Raw genomic sequence first — 23,316 nt, 5'->3', positions numbered from 1 at the left:
TTCTACGCGCGCTACGTCGTCAGCGCCCTCTCCACCGCCGTGTTCAGCCTCAACGGCTGAGACTCGGTCCCTCCTGACGGCTCCTGGGAGCGGCTTCGTGCCGCTCCCAGGGACCGTCGTGTTCCATGACCACCGCGCAAAGGATGGGACAGGATGTTCGGGACAGCCGCCCGGCAGTTGGGGTACGCCTGGTCGATGCTGGCGGGCCGCCGGTTCCGGGTGAAGGACGTGACCGCGCTGGTCGAGGACCTCCGCGCGACCCTGGAGGAGTTCGGCTCCCCCGGTGAAGGCGCGGGCGAGATGCTGACCGCGCCCGACCCTGAGATGCAGCGGGACCTCGCCACTCGCCGGCTCCGGCGGACGTTACGGTTGACCGCCCGCGACACCCCCTACTACCGGCGGTGGTTCGAGCAGCACGGCATCGACCCGGGATCCATCACCCTGGAGTCCCTGGCGTCGATCGAGCCGACGACGAAGGCCGCGCTGCGTGACCTGCCGTCCGCGTTCGTCGCGGACGGGGCCAGCCCGGCCGTACTCGCCCAGACCACGGGCACGACCGGTGTGCCGACCATGGTCTGGTTCTCCCGCTACGAGATCGACCTGATGTCGGGCATGTCGGCCTTGGCGCTGATGCTCGCCGGTGGACTCCGCTCCGAGCACGTCTGGGCCAATTGCATCACCTCGCGGTCCATCGCCCAGATCCTCATCGAGCGGGCGGCGACCATGACCGGGGCGGCCTTCGCCCACGTAGGTCTCGTGGACCCCCGCGCCACGCTGGACCGGTTGGCGGTCCCGCTGCACGTTCCGGGCAAGCGGCCACAGGTGACCCACCTCAACACGACGGCCTCGTACCTCGCGGCCCTGGTCCAGGAGGCCGAGCGGGGCGGCTGGGACGCGAAGGACTTCGGCCTCGAAGAGATCCACTCCGGTGGCGAGGTCCTCACCGACGCGCTGAAGGAGCGGGCGGAGGCCATGTTCGGGGCTCGCGTCCTGGACAGCTACTCGATGACGGAGATCGCCCCCGTGGGCGGCCAGGTCTGCGGGCAGGGACACCTGCATCTCCCCACCGACCAGGGGCACGTCGAAGTTCTCGACCCCGAGACGTTCCAGCCGGCGGCTCCAGGGGCGCACGGTGTGCTGGTGGTGACGCCGTACACCACGTACCGCGACACGACCCTGCTGCTCCGTTATGTCACCGGCGACATCGTCAAAGTGCTGCCCGAGGGCGAACAGCCGGCCTGCGAACTGGCCGCCGTACCGGCGACCTCGCGGGTCCTCGGGCGGCTGTCGCCCTCGTCCGTCACCACGCGCGACGTGCTGGACCTCCTCCAGGCGGAGCGCGAGATCCCGCTCCCGACGCGGTACGTGCTGGAGGAGACCCGGTCGGGACCGGTGTTGCACGCCGTGACCGGCAACGTGAGCCGCGCGCTGGTGTCCCGGCTGGAGGAGCGCGCGGCCGACCTGGGGCTTCCCCTGCGGGGCATTGAGCTCGTCGATGATCCGGCCGCACTGCCCGGCCTCTGCCGGGTCCGCGCGGACCTGCGGGAGCACACGTTCGAGCACTTCACGGCCACCGAGTCCACCCGGACGGGCAAGTCGGCCCTGCGGGCGGCCGCGGAGGCGGTCGCCGAGATGGGAGTCCGATGAGCGCCCTGATGACCGAGGCGGTCCTGCGCGGGCTGGTCCTCTACCTGCTCATCCTGCTGACCATGGGCGTCGCGGCGAGCTACTTCGCCAGGGTGACGATGCCACGCCCGCCGGTCGGCAGGTTCGTCTGGACCGACATCTGGATCATGGTCGTGGCGCTCATCGCCATGCCGTTCGCCTATATGCACATGCCGACCGGGGTCATCGTCACGATCTTCGGTGTGGTCGTCTTCACCGTGTGCCAGCTCGTCCTGTCGCCGCTCCTGGGCGGCCGGAACGCCGCGCTGGCGGCCGCCCTGCTGTGCGCGGCGGACGTGGCCGCGTACTTCGCGCAATGGCCGACGGCGGTGCTCGTCGTCAACGACCTCACGATGATCCTCCTCACGGTCGGGGTCGCCAACATGTGGGCGCAGACGGGGATGCGGGCCGCCCACGTGGCGGGGCTGGCCGCCGCCCTGACCGTCTATGACGCCCTGGCCACGGGGGTGAGCTCTCTGACGGCTGATTTCGTGTCCCGGGTCGAAGGGTTGCCGTTCGCCCCGGTACTCGCCACCGGCTACGGGCCGGTGTCGAGCCTGGCCGGTCTCGGCGACTGCCTGATGCTGGCCGTGTGGCCGCTGGTGGCGGCCAAGGCGTACGGCAGGACCGCCGGCTGGTGGGCCGCCGTGGTCGAGGGGACGTTGCTGCTGGGCCTGACGCTCGCCGTGCTGTTCACCGAGCTGGAGTTCGTACCGCTGCTCCTGCCGCTGGGGCCGCTGATCGTGGGACAGCACCTGTTCTGGCGGCGCCGCGAGCGGGCTCGCGCGCTGCGCGCCGGACCGGGGCGAGTCGAGCTCGCCCGGGCGCTGGAGGATCTTCCCGCCGACGCGCGGTCCTGGGTCGCGCTGCACGAAGGAGCCGTCGTCGCGACAGGGAGCGCGCCGGGTACGGCCCGGCGGGCGGCGCGGCAGGCAGGCGTCACAGCCGTGCCGGTCGTACGGGGAACGGGCGGCTGAGTCACCCGGCGGGCACCTGCCACGGGCGTGGCCGCAAGGTGGCGAGGAAGGCGCTCACCTCCGCCGCTTCCCCGGAGTCGACGCTGTGGAAGATGGCCAGCGCCTCGTTCCAGACGGCCATGGCGGCGTCCGGTTCGCCGAGATCGGCATGGACGCGGCCGATCTCACGCAGGACTCGGGCGCGCCAGAGCGGCATCTCCCGGACTCCCAGCACGTCGAGCGCGTGCGTAAGGTGCCGCAGCGCCTCTCGCGGAAGACGGCGCCGGAAGGCGACCTCCCCGAGGGCGTACGCCGTGAGCGTCTCACCGTACGTGTCGCCGAAGCGGGCGAAGCTGCGCCCGCAGTGCGTGAGCGTCCGCACCGCCTCGTCGAACCGGCCCACCGCGCCCAGAGCCTCCCCCAGCCGGCGCTCGGTCAAGGTGGTGATGATCGGATAGCCGTGCCTGCGGCTGAGCTCAAGGCTCTCCTCATAGCGCCGGATCGCCTCCGTCACCTCGCCCTTGCTGTAGTGGGTGATGCCCAGGGCCCGGAGCAGGATCGCCCGGGGGTACGCGGTGCGGGCGCCGCGCGCCAGCTCCAGCCCACGACGGCAGACCTCGGCGGCCTGGTCGTGGTGGCCGAGCTCAAGGTGGATCGAGGTCAGGTGGATCAACGCGCTGAGCAGGCCGCCGTGATCGCCCAGCTCCTCGAACAGGTCGACCGCGCGCGTGGTGCGGTCCAGAGCCTCCTCGAAGTCCGCGAACACATGGCGGCAGATGCCGAGGCCGCTGAGCGCGTACGCGGTGGAGTGCCGGTCGCCCAAGCGCTCGAACGGCTCCAGCAAGGACTGGAACTCCCGCAGCGCGTCGCCGAACATCCCGCGCTCCACCATGAGATCCGCCCGCAGCAGCCGGGTGGTCAAGATCGCCGGGGTGAGCTCCAGCCGGGTCGCGGCGGCGATGACGGCATCGTGTATGCGGGTGGCCTGGTCAAAGAAGCCGTGGATCCGTAGATAGGCCGTCAGATAGTAGGCCAGCTCGCACGCGAGGGCGGGTCTGTCCAGCGCGGCGGCGAGCTCGACCACCGCCACCATGTTCCCGCGCTCCTCCATCAGCCACCCGGAGTCGCACTCCCCTGCCGCCGGGCGGGACTCGCCGGCGCTTGGCGTGGGCGCGCAGGGCAGGGGGAGGTCGCCTACGGCCGCCGTCACCCGGTCGAGGCTCTCCCTGACAAGCCGGAGCAGGGCCGCGCGCCGCTGCGTCTCACTGTCCTCCGCCTCGGCCTGTTCCCGCGCGAACGCCCGCAACAGATCGTGCAACCGATATCGCAGGCCGCCTGCGGCACAGGCTTCGGGCCCGTTCACCAGACCGGCGACCACCAGGGCTTCCAGCGCGCGATCCGCCACATCCCCGGACTCCCCGAGCAGCGCCGCCGCCGCCCACTCAGGCACACTTTCCAGGCCGCACAGGCCGAGCAGCCGGAACGTCCGCCGCGCCACGTCGGTGAGGGCGTCGTAACTCACGGCGAAGTTGGCCCGAACCGTCTGCTGGCCCAGAGCCAGCTCGTCGAGGCGCCGGCGAGTGTCCTCCAGGCGGGCCGCGAAGTCGGACAACGGCCAGGCGGGCCGGGCGGACAGCCTCGCCCCCGCGATGCGGAGGGCCAGTGGCAGGCGGCCGCAGGCGCGCAGAATCGACGCCGCCGCCTGCGGCTCCGCGCGCACGCGGGCCTGTCCTGCCGTACGTTCGAGCATCTCCACCGCTTCGTCCTCGCCGGGTACGTCCAGGGAGATCGCCTGAGCGCCGGGAAGGGCGAGCTGCGCGCGGGAGGTCACCAGGACCGCGCCCCGCGCCGTGCCCGGCAGCAGGGGCGACACCTGCGCCTCGTCCGCCGCGTCGTCGAGGATGATGAGGATCTCGCGGTCCGCGAGGCGGGACCGGTACAGGGTGGCGCGCTCTTCGAGCGTGTCGGGGAGCGCGCTCCCGTCCACTCCGAGCGCTCTCAACAGCTCCCCGAGGATGCGCCAGGGATCGCGTGGAGCGGGCGAGGCCGCGCCGAGGCGTACGTAGAGCTGGCCGTCGGGGAAGGCGGGCCGGAGCAGATGCGCGAGGCGGATCGCGAGGGTGCTCTTACCGAGTCCGGGGGCGCCGGACAGAGTCACGATCATGGGTGCGGAGGCTGCGGGGTTCCTGCCGCGCACAATCGAGGTAATCGTTTTCAACTCTGCGCTCCTGCCCACGAAATCAGCGAGGTCCGCGGGGAGCTGGCAAATGTGGTGCCACGTTGTGAGGTCGGGAACCGCTTTTGTCCCCGAAACAGGTGCGGCCGGTGCCTCATGGTCCTCCAGGAGGCTCGCGTGGAGCCGGCGTAACTCGGCGCCCGGCTCGACGCCCAGCTCCTCCACCAGGAGCGTCCGTACGCGCCGGTAGGCGTCCAACGCCTCACCCCGCCGCCCGGCCCGGTGCAGGGCGAGCATGAGCTGGCCCCAGAAACGCTCGCGCAGCGGCTGCGCGTCCGCGATCTTCCGCAGCTCACCGATCAGCTGGTCATGCTGCCCGAGGGCCAGCCGGACGTCGATCCAGTCGGAACGCGCCTGGTACAGCTCCTCCTCCAGCTCGGCGATCCGGGGCGTCACCACGTCACCGAGCACGAGGTCCTCGGCGGGCCGGCCCCGCCAGAGCGCCACCGCCCGCCCGAAGGCCCTCTCGGCGACGGCCAGCTCGCCCCGCTGGACGGCCAGCCGCCCCTCGCGCGCCGCGTCAATGAAGATCAGCGCGTCGAGCTGATCGCGTTCGACGCGCAGCAGGTAGCCGGACCCTTCGGTCCTGACGATCTGGTCCCCACCGGGAATCGCCCGTCGTAGCTGCCATACGTGGGTCTGGATATTGGCCACCGCCGTGGCCGGCGGCTCATCCCACAGAGCGGCCACCAGCCCGTCGCGGGAGATCACCGTGTTGGCGTTGAGCAGCAGCGTGGCCAGTACGGCCCGAGGCTTGCCACGAAGATGGATCGGGGTCTGCGGCGTCCCTTCCGGGTAGACCTGAACGGAGCCCAGAACGGCGAAGTGGTACACCATGAAGTGCCCAATCCCTAGCGACACCTAGGAAAGATCCCTAGCGTAAGAATCGTCCATTGATACCATGTGGATCAAGCTCGATCTCACCGCCCAGACTGGCTCGAAAAGCCGTACTATGGGACAATCAGGACATTCAGCCGGTTTTAGCCTTCCCCCAGCAGTAGAAAAATGGAGGGGATCGGCATGGAGATCAGGCCGCAGGCGGCTGTCATCCCGAAGGAGACCGACCACCTGGAGCAGGGTAAATACGGCCCTGTCTACCCGCGGACCCCGGCGTGTGACGGGTTCACCATCATCGCGAAGGTCAAACCCGGCCGGCTTACGAGGCCCTGCCCGGCGTGACGGCGATCTGGCGCCAGAACTGCCACGCGCTGCCCACCGAGACCGAACCCTTCGGCTACCGCGACGGCATCAGCCATCCCGCCGTCGAGGGCAGCGCTGGGAGCGCTGGCCGCCGTGCTGCTGAGCGGCCTGGCGGCGGCGGTCCCCATCGCGGCGGTGCTGAGCCGTCGCCGGGCGCATAAAATCCCTAGCAGGTAAAGGCGCATTCCCCAGCGATCAGCGGGGAACGACTTGAGCCCGCACACCGGGAAGATCATCGAAAGCGGCCGACGAGTCCATCGTGACGATGGTTCTCGCCGTGGTCGCGGCGGTGGCGGCGATCAGCAGGTCATACGCTCCCCTCGCCTTCCCCTCCCGCCGGACATGCGCCAAAAGCCGAGCATGCACCCTGGCAACATCAGTGGTGTACTCCTCAACCGGGATCAACGCCAGGACCTCATCCACGAACGCCTGCCAGGCTGGACGGCGCACGTCGTCGGCCAACTCCACCCCGACGAGCAACTCCGCCACAGTGATCGCAGCGATGGCCACATCGTCAGCGTCACCAATGACTTCGTCCACAGACGCCTTACCGCGCTCCGCAGCGATGAGCTCACCCGTGTCCAGGATCAGGCGTCGGGCCACATGCCCCTCATCTCGTCATCGACCGTCTCCCGAGCCGCCACGACATCGGCCTCGAAATCGTCGTCCAGCGTTCCCGCGCTTCTGGCGAGAAACGCCTTGACCATACGACCAGGTGCCGTGGGCGCGGGACCGATCACCGCGATCCGCTTCCCACCACGCGTGACCATGATGGTCTCGCCCCGCTCAGCCTCATCGAGAACCGCTGCGAAGCTTCGTGAAGCCTCAGTGGCAGTCATCACCTTCATGTAATCAGATTATCTGATCGCCACCTGGTTGGAAGGCGCGGCATCCCCTGAGGCGAAACCCCGTTGCGGTATGCCATGAAATTATCGATTGTCGGAAGTTTGCGCCTTGAGAGGCGGCAATGACACGAGCAAACGCGGGTGGCGATGCCAACAAGTTACAGTGGCGCAAATCGGAGATGCCTTAGCTCAGCAAAATTCGCTATTCGACAAGGAGGGCCGCGGGTCCGCTACCCTGACCCGGGTTGATCACTTACGGAGGTGCCGTGATGCGGGAACCCACGGCCCTGGTGGCGGCGGCGCTGCGCTTAGGTGCGGTCCTGGCCGCGTCCGGCCCGGTGATCCTGACGGCCTTCGGGGTCGGCAGGCAGAGCGTCGGCTGGTTCTGTTCCGCGACGAGCTCGGCTCCCTTTCCGATGGAAGGTCCGCACACGCTGGAGTACGTACCGGGAGAGCTGCTGTTCTGGGGCGTTCTCCTGCTGCCGGTCATCGTGATCAGCCTTCTCTTGCGCGGGTCACGCCGGGCCGCCCTCACCGCCGTCGCCACGGTCGGCTTCGTGCTCGCGTTCGGGCTCATCACCGCGCTTCTGCTGCCGGGCCCCGACCCATGCACCGGGCAGGAACGTGCGGTCGTCCTGCCCTGGCCTTTGATCGTCTGTTATCCGGTGGCCGCTTGCGCGCTGCTCCTGGCGGCCCGGTCACCTCTGCCCCGGAGACAACAGGGGGTCATCCTGTGGGCGGGCGCCGTCGGCGCGGCGGCATGGGCGGCGATGTTCCACCGCTACATGGTCACATACGACATGCGGGGGCTTAGCGTCATCTACCTCGCGATTCCGGAGTCGCCCTGGGACGGCCTCGCGTGGTGGTCCGGGGAGGCCGACAGGATCGGCTTGCCGGTCGTTCTCGTCGCATTGGCGGCGGCCGCGAGAGCCACCGTTTCCACCCGATGGGGACGCTTTGCCGGTATCGCGGCCGCGGCGGCTCTTCTCCTCTTCCCGCTGCTCGACGTCGCGACGTACAGCGACGACTTGGAGATACCGTTCGCCGAGTCGATACGGTGGCCGCTGCTTCTCGCGGCCGTCCTCGTCGCGTCGGCCGCTTTGCGCCCCTGGGTGAGGATCTCCTGGACCGGGACCGTCCATGTGGCGCGAAGCATGATTGGCGGCCGGGCGAAGCAACTCGCTGTCGCAGCTGTGATCGCGATCGCCGGCATCTGGCTGATCGTCTCGTCCTTCACGCCGACGCGGTAAAGCGAAGCGTCCGAGGAGAATTCTGCTGGCGGACGGACGCTACTTCTCATAGTTATAGCGGCAGGCGGCGATCATGATGGTGTCGTCGTTGACGCGGCAGACGAGCCGGTGCTCTGAGGTGATGCGCCGGGACCAGTAACCGGACCATTCATACTTCAGCGGCTCTGGTTTGCCGATGCCTTCATTCTCGTTCCCGGCTACGTCGGCGATCAGCTGGTTGATCCTTTTGAGGACGCGTCGATCTTCTCGCTGCCAGTAGCAGTAGTCCTCCCAGGCGAATTCGTCGAAAAGGATCTTCACGAGGTGGTGTCCTCATCGGCCAGCTCGCGGACGGTGCCGCCTCCGGCCTCCAGACGGGCGACCACCTCCGACAGCCGCCTGCGGTTGACGGGAGAGGCCATGAGGTAGAGCGTCTCGCGCATCGATTCGTATTCGCGCTACGACACCATCACGACGCCTTCTCCACTGGGGCGGGTGATGAGGACTTCTTCCTAGTCGTTGATGACGGCGTCGAGGGTGGCGGCGTAGTTGGCCCGCGATTCGGACATGGTCATCACCTTCATGCCATCGGTGTACGTGATGATGTACATCAAGGTCGGTGGATCCGCACATGGCGACGTTGCTGTCAGGAGAAATCAAAAAGCCCCGAACGATAATCCGTTCGGGGCGTTCTTGCTGTCCAAAGAAGGTGGTCAGGGGCAGGGTCGAACTGCCGACCTTCCGCTTTTCAGGCGGACGCTCGTACCAACTGAGCTACCTGACCCGAGCGGTCCTGACGGGACTTGAACCCGCGACCTCCACCTTGACAGGGTGGCGAGCACTCCAAACTGCTCTACAGGACCTTGCGCCTTGCTTTGCGACTCGCTTAGCTTACCAGCTCCCGGTTGGCTTTCGACCAACCGTTTTGCGGTGCGCCAGGCGCTTCGCCGTGCCCCCAACGGGATTCGAACCCGTGCCGCCGCCTTGAAAGGGCGGTGTCCTAGGCCGCTAGACGATGGGGGCTCAGGAACTTTCCCTGTCGTCTTCCGTTGGAGACCTCTGAAGCATAGGGGACGATTGCCCTTGATGCCAAAGTGGCGGACCAGCGGCCGGCGACGTCGTGCCAGTGATCGATCCCGTTGGCGACGGGGCGGTCGTTGGCTCTGGAGAAATCATACGTCCCGGGTCACGCTCCACGTGACGCTGGATGTACACCGACTGCTCGCCGAGGCCGCCGAGCGTGATGTCGTCCCAGGCCTGCAGGCGTCTGGTCTCCTTGTCGAAGTACATGACCGAGGCCTGTACGGGGGTCGGCTGGGGGTGTTCGAGGGCGCGCAGGCCGGCGCCGCCCGTGGAGCCCTGGACCAGGAGGCGGGTGCCCGAGGGCAGCACGGTCGTCGACCGTTCGTGGGTGTGGCCCGCGAGGATGATCGGTGTGGCGCCGGAGAAGCCACGGCCGACCTCCGGGTCGTGGACGGCGACCACGTCCGGTTTCCCCATCCGCGGCACACGCGAGCGGCCGAACTGGGCCAGAACGGCCGGGTCCGAGTCCACGGCGACGGTCTTGTCGGGGGTGAAGCGGGGGTCGCCGAGGCCGTAGATGTTCAGGCCTGCCACCTTCTGGGTCTTGTCGTCCAGGACTACGGCGTTCTTCTGCTTGGCGACCGCTTTCTGGGTGATCATCGAGTCGTGGTTGCCGCGGACGTAGACGTACGGGACGCCCAGGGTGCCGATCTCATCGACGAACTTGTTCTCGGTCTTCGTGCCATGGTCGGAGATATCGCCGGTGTCGATGATCATGTCGACCTTGAACTGGTCCTTCAGGGAGCGGATGACGTTCCAGGCGATCGGGTTGATGTGGATGTCCGAGACGTGGAGGACGCGGATGGATCTGGGGTCCGCGTCGTACAACGGCAGCGTCGACACCGTGTCGTACAGCTTGGAGACGTTCGTGACCAGCTTGGTGAGTTGCGACCGGTACGACTCGAACTTCGTCACGATCGACTCCGCGCTGCCCACCAGCGACGGCGCGGCGGCGACCAACCCCGAGTATCTGGGCTCCACGAGCGAATTGGGGCGGAACGTGAGCGCCGCCAGCGCGCTGGTGCCGGCGAGTGCCACCGAGGTGACCAGCAGGCCCAGCAGCGCCACTCTGGGGCGCCTGAACACCAGCAGGCTCGCGATCAGCGCCCCCGCCCCCGCGCACAGCAGCGAGCGGATCAGCAGCGCGCGGACACCGTCGAGCAGGTCGCGTTCGATGATCTCCGGTAGCCGGTCCGCCAGCCGTGGGTCCTCGATGATCGCCTTGGCGCGTTCCTGGTCGATGTTCTCGAGGGAGATGCGGAGCCGGAGCGGCGCGTCATGGGTGCGGAACGTGAGCGTGCCCAGCGGGCTGGCGTCCACGATCGTCTCGCCGTTCCAGGCTGGTCGGAGCGACATACCCGTCTCTACCGGACCGACCTGAGCCCTGACGGTGCCGCTGAGGAAGATGCCGAGCCAGGCGCCCACGGCGGCCACGATGAGTACGGCCACAACCCTGGACACCCGCGACTGGAGGACTGTCTTCAATCTGTCAGCGAACTTCATACAGTTTCTTGCTTACCCAACCTGCGAGGCAGAATGGCAAGCGTGATTGAGGTTTCGCGGGAGAGGTTCGAGGAGCTCGTAGCCGAGGCGTTGGACGTGATTCCCCCAGGTCTGACCCGGGTGATGAGCAATGTCGTCGTCACGGTGGTCGACGATGCGCCCGAACCCAACCTCCTGGGCCTGTACACCGGAATCCCCCTCACAGAGCGCGGCGACTGGTACTCCGCAGTCTTGCCCGACCGCATTGAGATCTACCGCAATCCGATATGTCAGATTTGCGATACCGAGGCCGACGTGATCGACGAAGTGCGCATAACAGTCGTGCACGAGGTCGGGCACCACTTCGGCATCGATGACGCGCGGCTCCATGAACTAGGCTGGTAACCGTTCGCAATGGGTTGGCTGCTTTGGGTTGCGGCCTGTCAAATGATCGGGCACCTTAGGTGACATAGCGAACACTCTGAGTCAGGCACAGCGGAGTCCAATGGGGGCCATGCGGACGCGACGGCTGCTGGGACGGCATCGCCGTGCCCTCCCGCGCCAAGTCACATACGGCGAGGTCATCGCCATCAGGGAGTTCCGCGCGCTCTGGTACGGCCAGAGCCTGTCCCTGCTCGGTGACCAACTCGCCCAGGTGGCGCTGGCCGTGCTCGTCTACGACCGCACGCGATCCCCGCTCGCGACCGCGGCCGTCTACGCGCTGACCTACCTGCCGACGATCCTCGGCGGCCCGCTGCTGGCCGGCCTCGCCGACCGGTTCGCGCGCAGGGGCGTCATGATCACGTGCGACCTGATCCGCGCGGCGCTGGTGAGCGTGATGGCACTGCCGGGGGTGCCGTTCCCCGTGCTGTGCGGGCTGGTGTTCCTCGTGGTGCTGCTCAGCGCGCCCTTCTCGGCCGCGCGCGCGGCGCTGCTGCCCGAAGTGCTCGAAGGTGACCGATACCTCGTCGGGTCCGCACTGCAGAACATGACGAACCAGGGCATCCAAATGCTGGGCTTCGCGGCCGGCGGCGCGATGATCGCCGCCATCGGCCCCTATCGCGCGCTCGCGGTCGACGCGGCCACGTTCCTGGGCTCCGCGCTGATCCTGGTCGCGCGCGTCCATCGGCGCCCCGGGGCCGCCCACCACAGCGGCAGGCCGTCGATGTGGGCCATGGTCAGGGCGGGATCCCGGCTCGTCTTCGGCGATCGGGAACTCCGCACTCTCGTGCTCTTCGCCTGGCTCTGCGGCTTCTACATCCTGCCGGAGGGCCTGGCCGTCCCCTACGCGGCGAAGCTCAGCACCGGCACCCTGTCGGTCCCGGTGGTCACCGGGCTGTTGATGGCGGCGATGCCGATGGGGACCGCGGTGGGGGCGTTCTTCTTCAGTAGGTTCGTCACGCCGCCGCGGCGATTGCGCATGATGGGGTGGCTGGCCATCTTGAGCTGTCTGCCGCTGGTCGTGACCGCGTTGCAGCCGCCGTTGGCCGTGGTGCTGGGGGCGTGGTTCCTCTCGGGGGTGGGTGGGGCGTACCAGCTTGCGGCCAATGCCGCCTTCGTCCAGTGCGTACCGGCCGACCAACGCGGCCAGGCGTTCGGCCTGGTGCAGTCGGGGCTTCTGGCCGTACAAGGGATCGGGATCCTGATCGGCGGATTCGCCGCCGAGAAACTCGGACCGGAGCCGGTGGTCGCGCTGGCCGGCGTCACGGGTGTGACGGCCGCGGCCGTGCTCGCCATACTCTGGTCCGAGTCCCGGGTCGAGACCCCCGCCCCCGCCTGATCACTGCTGCGGCTTCTGCTCGCCGCGGTAGTAGTCGGTACTGTCCTGCCAGGTGGACTTGGCCTGCTGCTTGCCGAGGAGGTCCTGGGCGATCGAGGTGTTACGGTCCTCGTCCGGCATGAGCAGCCAGCCGACGGCGTACACGCCGACTCCGAGCCCACCGAACAGCGTGACGACCGCCAGGCCGATCCTGATCAGGTTGGCGTCGATGCCCAGGTACTCCCCGAGGCCCGAGCAGACACCCGCGATGACGCGGCCGTTGTTGGTCCGACGAAGCTGCTTGACGTTGTATTCGCTCATGTCTCAAGACTGCCCGGCGACCCGGCGTTCGCACATCAGGATTCCCCCTGGTAGAACCCTGGTAGGCCCTTACGTGACGGAAGGACGCTCGATGGACGACCTGCTGCGCCTGGACGACCGGCTCAACGGCGAGCAGCGGCTGATCCGCGACACCGTCAGGTCCTTCGTCGACGACCGCGTCCTGCCGTACGTCGGCGACTGGTTCGAGCAGGGCACCTTCCCCGCACGCGAGCTCGCGCCCGCACTCGGCTCGCTCGGCCTGCTCGGCATGCACCTCGAGGGCTACGGCTGCGCCGGCACGGACGCCATCTCGTACGGTGTGGCCTGCCGCGAGCTCGAAGCCGGAGACTCGGGTCTGCGGTCCTTCGTGTCGGTTCAGGGGTCGCTGGCCATGTTCCCCATCTGGCGTTATGGGTCTTCCGAGCAGAAAGAGCAATGGCTGCCCCGGATGGCCGCCGGTGAGGCGATCGGCTGTTTCGGCCTGACCGAGCCCGACCACGGCTCCGATCCCGCCAACATGCGCACGTACGCCAAGCGAGACGGCTCCGACTGGATCCTGAACGGCTCCAAGATGTGGATCACCAACGGCTCCATCGCCGACGTCGCCGTCGTGTGGGCACAGACGGACGAAGGCATCCGCGGCTTCGTCGTACCGACCGATACGCCGGGCTTCTCCGCCCCTGAGATCCACAAGAAGCTGTCCCTTAGGGCCTCGGTCACCTCGTCCCTGTACTTCGACGACGTACGCCTGCCCGCCTCGGCCGTACTCCCGGAAGTCTCCGGCCTGAAAGGCCCGCTCTCCTGCCTCTCAGAGGCCCGCTTCGGCATCATCTGGGGCGTAGTGGGCGCCGCCCGCGCCTGCCTGGAGGCGGCGGTCTCGTACGCGAAGACGCGCGTGCAGTTCGACAAGCCGATCGGCGCCTTCCAGCTGACCCAGGAAAAGCTGGCGTGGATGTACGTCGGAACGGCACAGGCCGGCCTGACGGCCCTGCACCTGGGCGAGCTGAAGGACGCGGGAAAGCTGGAGCCCCGGCAGATCAGCTTCGGCAAACTGGCCAACGTACGGGCGGCGCTGGACATCGCCCGTCAGGCCAGGACGATCTTGGGCGGGAACGGGATCACGCTGGAGTACCCTGTGATCAGGCACATGAACAACCTGGAGAGCGTGCTCACCTACGAAGGCACCCAGGAGATCCACACGCTGGTGCTGGGGGAAGCGCTGACGGGGCTCCCGGCTTACCGGTGAGGGGGCTTAAGGGCGTCGCGTGGGGGGCGGTAATCTCTGTACCCTTGTGCTGTTGCTAGGGGGCGTTAGCTCAATTGGCAGAGCTGCGGACTTTTAATCCGTAGGTTCCGGGTTCGAGCCCCGGGCGCCCTACCATCCTCTACCTCGAATCTTGGCTCTGAGCTGGGGTTTCGCTCCGACAAGGCTTGAGCCTCACAGGCAGCCACAGGCCACCGAAAGCAGCCGTCTGCCACCCTTCCCGGAATATACGCGGAATGGATCTTGGCGTGTTTACGCAGGTCGAGACGGCAATTTGGAAGCGTTCTTCGGAGATTCCGCGTCCACGCCGCGACAACAACGAAGGACCCCGAGGTGTCTCGGGGTCCTCTGTGAGCAGTCCTGTCACGCAGCATCAAGCGGCGGCGCGGCGCGCCGCCGCACCCCCGGCCCTCCGCCCGCCCGCCGTCCGGGCGTGCGGCCTGGGGGCCGGTCCCGGACGGCGGCGGGACACCGGGCCGGGCGCCGCACGCCAGCTCCGCCGTACTTACCGAAAGGCCCGCTCGGGGGTTGCCGCGCCGCCTGAGCAAGCTGTCCACATCCGCCTCTACACGCTCCGATCCTCGCGTCGGCGACGTCGTTGCCACCATGTCCCGTCGGAGTCGGGGGACGTAGGCGATTGTGGTGAGGTTCGACGGAGGTAATACCGGTCGACGGGTAGGACCAGGGCATACAGATGCGGTCTGGCCCACGAAGGTAAGTCGACGAGAGCCCGTTGAAGTCGCCGGCGGGGCGCATCTCCGGTGCACTCCTCGCACTCGCACCTGAAGAAGAGGCGGTCAGCGGTCCCGACCAGGGCCGCCTCCTGCCAAGCCGCCAGGGACGCCGCCACCGCGCCCGGCCACATGCGGGTGTGTTCGAGGGCGATCACCGCGGCCATGGGACGGCGGCCAAGCCCGGGAACATGATGAATCACAGCTCGGTGGGTCCCACACGCCGATCCTCGCGTACGGACCTCGGAAGGGCGCCTACGCGGCATGGCCCTTTCTGGTCGATGACATGCTCATGATGATCACATGCGAAGTGCGTCACGTCCAAGCACCTACTGCCCAAGGCAATGCACGCCTCCGGCGGGGGTGCTCCGGCTCCAGGATGATCGCCCACGCTAGACGCAGATCGTAAACGGCTAAGCAGGAAGCCTGATCATCCCGTCTGCCATCGACCCGGGACAAGCCGAGCGGGCCAGGGCCACGCGTCGCGCGGGAGACAGCAGGTCACGGGCTGGTCGTCGTGCCATTAGCGTGCCATTAAGAGGGGTAACGAGGGGTCAACCACGGCTACTCACGACCAGCCTCAGTCGCAGGTCAACGCTCCTACAAGCCAAGATCCCTGCAATTCCCAAGCTACAGCGTGGCATTCGATTGCCTGCCGCTTCACCGTCAGAGACCCCATCAGGCAACTTCACGACCACTGGGTGACGCTGCCGATGGGTCGATCAGGGCACTCCATGCAGACGAAGAGATAAGCTGCGCCGGCATCGCCGATCATGAGTCCGGAGGGACCCATCTGCCCTGGGTCGAAGTCTGAGCTGAGGAGGTGCCGCTCCTCAAGCGGTACCCACCTCGTCGCGGATCCGGGATCGTGCTCCCAACTGGCGATCGTCAGCAGATGCGCCATCTCATGGCCCTGGCCGCATGTGACGGTCTCGGGCGATTGGATCCAGTCGATCCATCCGCCGACCTTCGTGCCCGGAGCAGCCGACAGGTGGTACTGGTAACTCCAATCTTCCGCATCGTCCAGCGACGATTCCCATTCCTCGATTTTCTCGGCCAGCTCCGCCGACGTCTCCCAGGCCGGATATTCCTTGACCCGCTCGGGTGAGAGCACGCACGGCTGGGGGAGAAGTCCTTCCTCGCTGGCCACCGGCTCCGGAACCTTGGTGAGGAGCTTGACGACGAGGCTCGCCTTCCGCCAGAGCACGCGTACCACCGGCCGAAAGTCGGACTCGTGCACGAAAGGACACCACAGTATCTGGCACACATCCGTGCCCGGTGGGAACGGCAGCTCAGGTACGTCCCGGGCGTAGAGTTGGAGGATCGGCACCATCGCGATCGGCTGTCCCCCTGTGAGGTTTTCGTGGTCCGGAGACGTGCAGAACGGCCAGGGTTCGCCTATGGGCCACAGCATCGGGCCGCCCATGGAACTGCCCGTAGGCGAAGGTGTTCCGGGACGCGGGTGCAGCCGGACAGCGATCTGGCTCTGGTCGGCCAGTTCGGGAAAGAGCTTCGCCACGTCGAACGGCGCCGGAGGCGTCGTCAAGCCCACGTCTTCTTCCCCGATCATCACGGATACCGTCAGGCAGCACACCATAGGCCAGTGCACCGACAGAATGAGGTTCGATCGTCGATGGCGCAGTTCGAGATGTCAGTCGTCGATGAGGTGGTGCAACCCAACCCGGCGGGACGTGCACGTAGCACCGTGCGATATGCGTGCAATGATCATGGCGGCACAAGCGCTGTGACATCCAAGCGCCACAGGTCAGATGCCGTGTGAGCGCAGGAACGGGCACGCGCTGTAAAGCCATACCCTACGGCCATACACTCGTGTGTCATGGCGATCGACGCGTCGGGCGATCTTTGGCGGGGTGAGGACTTCGAGGATCTCGCCGACTTTCTCCGCGAGTACCAGCCGGGTGGCTACGCCGTCCAGCAAGTGAGTGAGGCAGTGTGCGTCGGATGCGCTGGCAAGTACTTCAGCGTCATGGCCGATGACATTGAAGGTTGCGTACAACGTATTTGCGTCGCATGCGGGGACGCCTCATATATCGCCGACAGTGCCGACTGTGTGAATGACGCTGACCTCGAAGAATGTGCTTGCCCATGTGGAGGCGAGGAGTTCGCCGCAGTAGTGGGATTCGCCTTCCGCAGTGACGGTGAAGTGCGTTGGGTCAGCATTGGCTTACGCTGTCTGAAGGACGGAAGTCTAGGCGTCTACGCAGACTGGAAGATTGAGTACAGCCCCACCGCTCACCTAATGGAACTGACCTGATCGTACTGATCCATTACGCCACCCAACCGCACCATGCTCCTGACACAAGATCCGGAACATGCGCGGAACGGGAGGGGGAGCGCTTGAACATGTCGGTGCTCCACCACAGGTCACGACGCATGCCGCAGACGAAAGCAACATCCACTTTTAATCCGTAGGTTCCGGGTTCGAGCCCCGGGCGCCCTACCAGGAAAAACACTTATCTTCGATCTTGTTGGACGAGGTCGTACAGCCACCTTTTACAGCCAAGAGGCCGGAACCCCGCTGGTGTCTTAGTATGCGCTGTGGACTTGATCCGGGCGATCTCCTGAGTGGTGGTTCGGGGACGACGCGGATGGGTTCGCCGTTGTCGTGGATGGTGATGTGGGTGTCGTCCACGGTCACGTCCAGGATTTTGCGGGCGTGGATCCGGCCGACTTGGATCTTCTGGCCGACGATCTGGAAGTGGCCGCGGCTGCAGACCACTCGCTGGACGGTGACGGGTTCGGTCGGCGAGGTGGGTGGTGGTCCGGCGGGGCGGGCGTTGCGCAGGGTGACGCATTCGGCGAGCGGGAGCGGGCAGGGCACGGCGCGCAGCAGGAGGCGCTGTTCGTCCATGACGCGGGCGGTGATGCCGTCCAGGCGCACGGTGACGCGGCGGGGCCCGTTTTTCAGGCCAGACCTACAGGAAGGCCAAGAGAACACCAAGCCGGAAGCCCTGCCGGGCAGCCCGATCCGGGTTTCGCCTGCTATCACATCAAGACTTGATCAAGGCGCTTTCCCCGCAGATACCAGCATTACACGGGCGGCCGACGTATCGAACTCCTCGCGGCCCGGGAGCTGTGCGCCTGCCGAAAACGCCATCCATGCAGATGAGCATGCCGTAAGTGGCATTCATTCCAGAGCAGGCAGGCTGCACCCACCGCTCCATGACCGAGTTCATACGAGACATGCGAACGCCGGTGAGCACCATCTGGATATCGGGCGTCGGTGAGGATCTGCTCCATGAGGGCCGGGAACGAGGACGATATCAAGGTCATCCGACGTGTCCGCCTTGGCGGGCTGATCCACGAATACGCGCAGGTTGCATAGGGTGGCCGAGTTCTTGGCACCCACAGGCGAACGCTCAGAACGGCGGTGCCTGGGGTAGACGCAGGCAAAAGCAAGCGCCTCCTTGTTCGCCTGGTTCGAAGTAGGTGTCGCCACCGTTGGCCTGGGCCAGGCTTTGGACGATCCACAGACCCAACCCCGAGCCCTCGGTCTCCCGCTGGGTGCGCGATTCACGGCTGAACCGCTCGAACAGGCTCGGCCGGAACTCTTCGGACACGCCGGGCCCGTTGTCGCACACCCGGATCTCCACGCCGTCGGGCTGCTCGGCTACCCGTACCTCGAACGGCGGGGCTCCGTATCGGAAGGCGTTCTCCAGATAGTTGATCAACATCTCTGACAACTCGCTACGATCCACCAGAGCCCGGACTTGGGGATCGCACGACACGTACACGTCCTTGGGCCGATCGGCGAACTCGGCCAGCCGTTCGAGGATCACCTCCAGCACCGGCACCGGCTCCACAGAGACCCGCACGGCGTTCGCATCGATCTTCGCCACGGTGAGCAGCTTCTTGACCAGTGCCTGGAGATTCGCCGTGCGAACCGCGATGCGGTCGAGGACGTCGGCACGCTCCTCGTCGGAAAAGCTCTCCTCGGGCTCACGCAGCATGTCCACCAACAGGCCGATCCCCGCCAGCGGGTTGCGGACTTCATGGGCGACCACGGCGATCACCCTGCTGTGGCGTTCGAGTTCTGCTTCGAGCTGCTGTTCGGCCTCGCGCCGGAGAGTGACGTCGCGCAACGCGGCGACGTACAGGTGTTCTCCTGCCACCGTCGCGGTGGTGGCGCGCATCTCGACCACTCGCGTCTGGCCGCCGGGCAGCATCAGGTCGATCTCGGTCGATTCGCCGTTGACGACCGGGTAACCGAACGGGGTGCCGATGAGTTCGTCCGAGGGCCGGCCGAGCAGTTCCTCGGCGGCGGGGTTGCAGATCCGGATCACACCGTCCTCGTCGACCCCGACGATCCCGTCCGCCAGCGCCGCCATGACCATACGTCCGGCGTCGCGCCCGGGATCGGAGAGGCACACCGGTTCGGTGTTCGGCTTCTCCGCGCTGTCGCGGGGCTCACCCATCAGCTCTCATCCTGGTCCCCGGCCGTTGCGCGGTCTGGGTCGGTCGGCCACTCCGGGTGGCGTGGCAGTACGACGGCGTCGGAGAGCATGTGGAAGGCTTCGGTATAGGGGTCACCGATGTGCATACCGGCACCGTCGATGGCGACCTGCCGGATGGTGTGGTCATGTGCCGAGCCGCGCGTCTGCAGGACGGCGATGGCACGCCGGACCACACCCGCTCCTTCGATGTAGGGCAGCAGGATCGTCACGTCGGCGATGCTGGCGACGTCCATGATCGGCGCTGTGAACATCGACGTTCCCCCGCCGGTCGGTGCGGAGGTGAACAGGGTCGTGATCTCGTGCTGCCGCACGACCCCGCCCAGTGCGATGACGAAATCCAGCAGTGTCCGCGGCGTCGCTCTCCGCTCAAGGGCGGAGAGACCGTCGATGATGAGCCGAGCCGGGGCAAAGTCCGCGGTGTCCCTCCTGATACGCAGGAAATGATCCTCCACTGAGGCCACTTCCGGGTACGTGGCAGTTACTCGGAGCAGTCCCGACGCCTCCATGACGTCCAAGTCCAGACCCCAGCCAGCGGCGTTGCGGCCGAGTTGCCCGCGAGTCTCGTCGAAGGCATGGAAAAGGCAGCGTTCGCCCGCCCGGAACGCGGCATCGGCGAACTGCAGAGCCGCCAGGGTCTTTCCGCCGCCGTACGACCCGATGAGCAGGACGACCGCGTCCCGGAAGACACCACCGCCCACCATGGCGTCCAGCTCGATGTTCCCGGTAGAGACCCGCTCCTGCGATGCCCGGTCACGTGGCACGAGGAACGCGACCGGGATGATGACCAGCCCGTCATTCGGGTCGATGGTGAACAACCACTCCCCGGTGCGGTGAGTGGTGCCGCGGAACTTGACAATCTCGATCGTCCGGTGTCGTCTTTCGTCCCGCATGACGTTCCGCATGATCATGACGTTATCGAATACGAACTCCTCTATGCCTTGCCGGGTAATGTGGTTGTATTCTGCGTCGCGTTCGGCGGTCAGGACCGATGTGACCTCGAGCGACTCCAAGACCCGGGCGAGCCGATACAACTCACGGCGAATGAGTTCCCGATCGTCGAAACGCATGAAGACCGCGCCGAGCGAATCCAAGGAGACCCGTTTGGCGCCGATCTGACGCACGGCGCGATCGACGCGGGCCATCAGCGCGCCCAGGTCGTACGTCCCCACGGTGGGCGTCTGCTCACCGGCCTCCGGCGAGGCGTCGACGAACGTCCACTTTCCCTCGGCCTCCCAGCGTGCGATGTCGAAGCCCAGGGAGCCGACGTTGCGGCGGAGGTTCTCAGGTGTCTCGTCGAAGGCGACGAACACGCCGGGGTCACCGAAACCGGCGATGCCCCGGGCGAGGAACTCCAGGCAGAACAGCGTCTTCCCGGTGCCGGTCGTGCCGGCCACGAGGGTGGACCGACCGGCAGGAAGCCCCCCGATGGCGATGTCGTCGAAGCCATTGATACCGGTCGGTGTCCGCCCGACCGTGGCACTGCCCATCATTGCGCCTGCCCTTCTGGGGACGATCTGCCCACCTCAGGAAGGCCGAGCAAAGCTGCAGCCCGAGCCTGATCGGACAGATCTCCGATAACCCGGAAACGTGGGAGCGGCTTGGTCCTGATCACGATTGGGATGGCCAGAATCCGCTCCTCCTCCGCGAGATCCGGTTGTTCGGCGGCATCGATGACCTCGATCTCATGGCAGCCGGGAAGATAGGTGTCACATAGGGCCCGCAGATTCGCCACCGCGGCCAGCGACCGCGGTGTCTGCCCTACCACGTACAACCTGAACGAGTAGGTCGCCATCGGCGTCAACACCGCCGTGCCGTCAGGAACTCGTGTTCCGACCCGGCCGGACTCCCATTCATGACGCCCCCTCGCCGCGCCGACCCGTGACGGCCGACACGCTCATCACGGCCCTGGCCGCTTGCGCCTGGTGCTTATGCGGCCGGTCGCCCCCCACCGGCGCCAGTCGGCCCCCATCACCCCCGGTATACCCCCGCTGACCGCCCGCTATCTGCCCGTCGATGTCGACCGGCGGCTTGGAGCACCCGCCGTTCATGCTCGCGCCGGTCGCTGCGAACGCGGCCCTCGCCGCCGTGGCCTGTGGCGGTATCACCTCCGGCTTTCCCTTGAGGCTCAGGGTGACCAGTCGGCCGTCCATGGATCGGAACCGTCCCACCCTGACCGCCCGGCCGGGAGTCGCGATCCGGTGCGGGATGTCGTCCCAGGCGTCCACGTGGAGCCCGACTCGGAGGGTCATCTCCCGAGGCGCTGGTCGACGGCTGCGATGAGGGCCGGGAGCTCGGCCGCCGCGTCGGTCGAGCGGAACCACGATGTCCTGTCCACTGGCCCAACGTGGCCACGCGCAGTTGCGAGGGTCAGCCGTACGGCGGATGCTTGAACCGGAGGTCTGGGAGGGACGCGAGCCCTACGGCTGAGCCTCGGACCTGCGCGCGGCCAGGAGGGCCCCTTGAACGGGCATTGTCCCACTGGGGAGATCGCCCGCAGGACCGCACAGAGCCCAGGCTTGAGCCGCTGCCTGAATCCGGTTCTGGTGAAAGGGGCCAACAGTGCCTGACAACTGCGTACTGATCATTCGATTTCACTCACTAAGCGGTGAAGATATCTCCATGATCAGTAGAGATTTCGACGGAGAGCAGGGAGCGCTCGAGGTGATCGCTCGCGCTCTTGACGAGCAGCGCAGCCTGGTTTTGACCCGCGCTAGGTACGACCGGGAGACCGAGACGAACGGCGTGGTCATCAACCTGGCCAACGTGGTTTTGGTGCGGGTGTCGAAGACAGACAGCGCTGAGGCGGGGCAGTACCTGTAGCGGGGAAGCCGGCCCCGCGATTGACACCACTCCTGGCACCTTTGCGGCCGTCCTGGAATCGGCAACTCGATTGACGAGGAATCGGGTTCGGTCGGCTGTAGTGTTGTATGAAGGTCGTGCACTCTCATGTGCAACGGCCTGGAAGGGGCGGCCCCGGCGCGAACACGCCGGGGTCGTTTTCGCGTCCAGCGAGCCCATGTTCACCGTGACGCCGGTCGGCACGGCAACGCGGTCCAGGCCCGTGATGCGCCACGCCGCGCTGCGGCCTGGAGGCCGGTCACGGCGCGGGCGCCGCGCGGGCATCGCCGTAGTCACACCGCGGCACACCCAGCCAACTCACCGACCGCCGACACGCCGCCGCCTGCCAGGATGCCGCCATGACCGACGAGGAGCAGCTAGCCCAGCTTGACGACCTCATCGCCCATGAGCAGATCATCCGAAGCATTCAGCTCACCATGCAACTGTTCGAGTGCAGCATGCGGGACGCGACTGAGTTCTACCAGGAGCAGCGTAAAGGGCCCGCCTCCGGCGGGGGCGCTCCGGCTCCGGGATGATCGCCGCGTAGACCGGATGGCCGTAGATGGCCGAGGTGGAAGCCTGATCATCCCGCCCGCCATCGACCCGGGACAAGCCGAGCAGACCAGGGCCACGGGGCCCTGGCCCGCTTCCCCTTCGCGAGGGTCGACGGCAGACGGGATGATCGGGCGGGGTGTACGCAGGTGCGCAATCCATGCCACCCTGCGCCTATGCTCACCGTCCGCCAACTCCTCGACTACCTCACCGGCCTGCCCGACGAAACCCCCGTCGTGGTCAACGTCAATGCCGGGGATTGGTACCTCCGCGTAGAAGATCTCAACGTGACCACCGCCCAAGACGCGACCGGCGACCCGGTCGAGGCGCTACGCGTGACGGAGCTGGGGACCGCCGCGGATCCCGGGCTGTCCTTCGCCTACCTCGGCACCTACCAGCGGTTGGCACGATGCTGGGCGCTGACGATGACCGGTGACGACCCCGCCGGGACCACAGCGGAGGCCGAGCAGATCATCGCCACGGACCTCCTCGACCCGCCGCGTTCGTGCGTCGCCACCTGGTTCGGGCTGCTGGGCGAGATGCGGCTGGCCCGCGGCGAACCCGCGGCCGCCGTCCGGTCCGCGGGTGAAAAGGCGCGCGAGCTCTCAACCGCGCGTGGAGCCCACCTGTTCGCCCGCCGCGCGGAGACGTTCCTGGCCGGCCTCGGCTGACAGAGGTGG

General features: G+C 67.0%; 24 protein-coding genes and 4 tRNA genes. 11 read left to right on the top strand and 17 right to left on the bottom strand.

The window, feature by feature from the left end; translation table 11 throughout:
* The first annotated feature begins 153 nt into the window (after nt 1–153).
* Together AB0C30_RS04695 and AB0C30_RS04690 are read left to right on the top strand one after the other, a co-directional pair.
* A complete protein-coding gene (locus AB0C30_RS04695; RefSeq protein ID WP_357939584.1) occupies nt 154–1,647 on the top strand; it encodes an AMP-binding protein in 1,494 nt (497 codons plus the stop codon).
* Complete coding sequence (locus AB0C30_RS04690) at nt 1,644–2,642, top strand: hypothetical protein (RefSeq protein ID WP_357939582.1); 999 nt, start codon at nt 1,644–1,646, stop codon at nt 2,640–2,642. Before AB0C30_RS04695 ends, AB0C30_RS04690 begins: the two co-directional genes overlap by 4 nt.
* Nucleotide 2,643: 1 nt before the next feature.
* Here AB0C30_RS04690 and AB0C30_RS04685 read toward each other — a convergent pair whose 3' ends face one another.
* The 3 genes from AB0C30_RS04685 to AB0C30_RS04675 form a co-directional block, all read right to left on the bottom strand.
* Complete coding sequence (locus AB0C30_RS04685) at nt 2,644–5,718, bottom strand: BTAD domain-containing putative transcriptional regulator (RefSeq protein WP_357939580.1); 3,075 nt, start codon at nt 5,716–5,718, stop codon at nt 2,644–2,646.
* A gap of 534 nt (nt 5,719–6,252) precedes the next feature.
* Complete coding sequence (locus AB0C30_RS04680; RefSeq protein WP_357939578.1) at nt 6,253–6,660, bottom strand: PIN domain-containing protein; 408 nt, start codon at nt 6,658–6,660, stop codon at nt 6,253–6,255.
* Nucleotides 6,645–6,905, bottom strand: a complete 261-nt coding sequence (locus AB0C30_RS04675; RefSeq protein WP_357939576.1) for a type II toxin-antitoxin system prevent-host-death family antitoxin — start codon at nt 6,903–6,905, stop codon at nt 6,645–6,647. Before AB0C30_RS04675 ends, AB0C30_RS04680 begins: the two co-directional genes overlap by 16 nt.
* A gap of 287 nt (nt 6,906–7,192) precedes the next feature.
* Between AB0C30_RS04675 and AB0C30_RS04670 the strand changes: the two genes are divergently transcribed.
* Nucleotides 7,193–8,152, top strand: coding sequence for a hypothetical protein (locus tag AB0C30_RS04670; protein ID WP_357939574.1), 960 nt, complete (start codon nt 7,193–7,195; stop codon nt 8,150–8,152).
* A 39-nt stretch (nt 8,153–8,191) separates the two neighbouring features.
* Here the strand turns inward: AB0C30_RS04670 and AB0C30_RS04665 are convergent, their stop codons facing one another.
* The 6 genes from AB0C30_RS04665 to AB0C30_RS04640 all read right to left on the bottom strand — a co-directional run bounded on the left by AB0C30_RS04665 (nt 8,192) and on the right by AB0C30_RS04640 (nt 10,699).
* Nucleotides 8,192–8,452, bottom strand: coding sequence for a Txe/YoeB family addiction module toxin (locus AB0C30_RS04665; protein WP_357939572.1), 261 nt, complete (start codon nt 8,450–8,452; stop codon nt 8,192–8,194).
* The gene (locus tag AB0C30_RS04660) at nt 8,449–8,574 is read right to left on the bottom strand and encodes a hypothetical protein (RefSeq protein WP_357939570.1); all 126 of its coding nucleotides are present in this window, start codon (nt 8,572–8,574) and stop codon (nt 8,449–8,451) included. Before AB0C30_RS04660 ends, AB0C30_RS04665 begins: the two co-directional genes overlap by 4 nt.
* Nucleotides 8,575–8,841: 267 nt before the next feature.
* A tRNA-Phe gene (locus AB0C30_RS04655) sits at nt 8,842–8,915 on the bottom strand.
* A 4-nt stretch (nt 8,916–8,919) separates the two neighbouring features.
* Nucleotides 8,920–8,994 (bottom strand) — tRNA-Asp (locus AB0C30_RS04650).
* 87 nt (nt 8,995–9,081) lie between these two features.
* Nucleotides 9,082–9,154, bottom strand: a tRNA-Glu gene (locus AB0C30_RS04645).
* Entirely contained in the window at nt 9,155–10,699 is a 1,545-nt protein-coding gene (locus tag AB0C30_RS04640) for a metallophosphoesterase (RefSeq protein ID WP_357939568.1), read from the bottom strand.
* A gap of 60 nt (nt 10,700–10,759) precedes the next feature.
* Between AB0C30_RS04640 and AB0C30_RS04635 the strand changes: the two genes are divergently transcribed.
* Both AB0C30_RS04635 and AB0C30_RS04630 read left to right on the top strand, forming a co-directional pair.
* On the top strand, nt 10,760–11,101 hold the full coding sequence (locus AB0C30_RS04635) for a metallopeptidase family protein (protein ID WP_225301693.1): 342 nt from the start codon (nt 10,760–10,762) through the stop codon (nt 11,099–11,101).
* 109 nt (nt 11,102–11,210) lie between these two features.
* Entirely contained in the window at nt 11,211–12,476 is a 1,266-nt protein-coding gene (locus AB0C30_RS04630) for an MFS transporter (RefSeq protein WP_357939566.1), read from the top strand.
* Here AB0C30_RS04630 and AB0C30_RS04625 read toward each other — a convergent pair whose 3' ends face one another.
* On the bottom strand, nt 12,477–12,776 hold the full coding sequence (locus AB0C30_RS04625) for a PspC domain-containing protein (protein WP_357939564.1): 300 nt from the start codon (nt 12,774–12,776) through the stop codon (nt 12,477–12,479).
* A gap of 91 nt (nt 12,777–12,867) precedes the next feature.
* On the opposite strand from AB0C30_RS04625, the gene AB0C30_RS04620 reads away from it, so the two are divergent.
* Both AB0C30_RS04620 and AB0C30_RS04615 read left to right on the top strand, forming a co-directional pair.
* Entirely contained in the window at nt 12,868–14,022 is a 1,155-nt protein-coding gene (locus AB0C30_RS04620; protein ID WP_357939562.1) for an acyl-CoA dehydrogenase family protein, read from the top strand.
* A gap of 59 nt (nt 14,023–14,081) precedes the next feature.
* Nucleotides 14,082–14,157, top strand: a tRNA-Lys gene (locus tag AB0C30_RS04615).
* A gap of 1,302 nt (nt 14,158–15,459) precedes the next feature.
* On the opposite strand, the gene AB0C30_RS04610 is transcribed toward AB0C30_RS04615, so the two are convergent.
* Nucleotides 15,460–16,341 carry a hypothetical protein gene (locus tag AB0C30_RS04610; protein ID WP_357939560.1) on the bottom strand — a complete coding sequence of 294 codons (882 nt, stop codon included), beginning with the start codon at nt 16,339–16,341 and terminating at the stop codon, nt 15,460–15,462.
* A gap of 267 nt (nt 16,342–16,608) precedes the next feature.
* Here AB0C30_RS04610 and AB0C30_RS04605 point away from each other — a divergent pair, with 267 nt between their 5' ends.
* A complete protein-coding gene (locus AB0C30_RS04605; protein WP_357939558.1) occupies nt 16,609–17,046 on the top strand; it encodes a hypothetical protein in 438 nt (145 codons plus the stop codon).
* A 183-nt stretch (nt 17,047–17,229) separates the two neighbouring features.
* Here the strand turns inward: AB0C30_RS04605 and AB0C30_RS04600 are convergent, their stop codons facing one another.
* The 6 genes from AB0C30_RS04600 to AB0C30_RS04575 all read right to left on the bottom strand — a co-directional run bounded on the left by AB0C30_RS04600 (nt 17,230) and on the right by AB0C30_RS04575 (nt 21,581).
* Nucleotides 17,230–17,733: a hypothetical protein gene (locus tag AB0C30_RS04600; protein WP_357939556.1), complete on the bottom strand. Its 504-nt coding sequence runs from the start codon at nt 17,731–17,733 to the stop codon at nt 17,230–17,232.
* 418 nt (nt 17,734–18,151) lie between these two features.
* Nucleotides 18,152–19,207, bottom strand: coding sequence for an ATP-binding protein (locus AB0C30_RS04595; RefSeq protein ID WP_357939554.1), 1,056 nt, complete (start codon nt 19,205–19,207; stop codon nt 18,152–18,154).
* Nucleotides 19,207–20,736: a circadian clock protein KaiC gene (kaiC, locus tag AB0C30_RS04590; RefSeq protein WP_357939552.1), complete on the bottom strand. Its 1,530-nt coding sequence runs from the start codon at nt 20,734–20,736 to the stop codon at nt 19,207–19,209. Before kaiC ends, AB0C30_RS04595 begins: the two co-directional genes overlap by 1 nt.
* Nucleotides 20,733–21,038 carry a circadian clock KaiB family protein gene (locus AB0C30_RS04585; protein ID WP_357653770.1) on the bottom strand — a complete coding sequence of 102 codons (306 nt, stop codon included), beginning with the start codon at nt 21,036–21,038 and terminating at the stop codon, nt 20,733–20,735. Before AB0C30_RS04585 ends, kaiC begins: the two co-directional genes overlap by 4 nt.
* 58 nt (nt 21,039–21,096) lie before the next feature.
* Nucleotides 21,097–21,495, bottom strand: coding sequence for a DUF5994 family protein (locus AB0C30_RS04580; protein ID WP_357939550.1), 399 nt, complete (start codon nt 21,493–21,495; stop codon nt 21,097–21,099).
* The gene (locus AB0C30_RS04575) at nt 21,492–21,581 is read right to left on the bottom strand and encodes a hypothetical protein (protein ID WP_357939548.1); all 90 of its coding nucleotides are present in this window, start codon (nt 21,579–21,581) and stop codon (nt 21,492–21,494) included. Before AB0C30_RS04575 ends, AB0C30_RS04580 begins: the two co-directional genes overlap by 4 nt.
* A gap of 284 nt (nt 21,582–21,865) precedes the next feature.
* Between AB0C30_RS04575 and AB0C30_RS04570 the strand changes: the two genes are divergently transcribed.
* The 3 genes from AB0C30_RS04570 to AB0C30_RS04560 all read left to right on the top strand — a co-directional run bounded on the left by AB0C30_RS04570 (nt 21,866) and on the right by AB0C30_RS04560 (nt 23,307).
* Nucleotides 21,866–22,066, top strand: coding sequence for a hypothetical protein (locus AB0C30_RS04570; RefSeq protein WP_357653769.1), 201 nt, complete (start codon nt 21,866–21,868; stop codon nt 22,064–22,066).
* 377 nt (nt 22,067–22,443) lie between these two features.
* Entirely contained in the window at nt 22,444–22,620 is a 177-nt protein-coding gene (locus tag AB0C30_RS04565; RefSeq protein WP_357939546.1) for a hypothetical protein, read from the top strand.
* 192 nt (nt 22,621–22,812) lie between these two features.
* On the top strand, nt 22,813–23,307 hold the full coding sequence (locus AB0C30_RS04560; protein WP_357939544.1) for a hypothetical protein: 495 nt from the start codon (nt 22,813–22,815) through the stop codon (nt 23,305–23,307).
* Nucleotides 23,308–23,316: the final 9 nt, after the last annotated feature.

Origin of the sequence: Nonomuraea sp. NPDC048901, from assembly GCF_040649695.1 — a bacterium.
Lineage (GTDB): Bacteria > Actinomycetota > Actinomycetes > Streptosporangiales > Streptosporangiaceae > Nonomuraea.
This window is presented reverse-complemented; position numbering and strand designations above follow the sequence as displayed.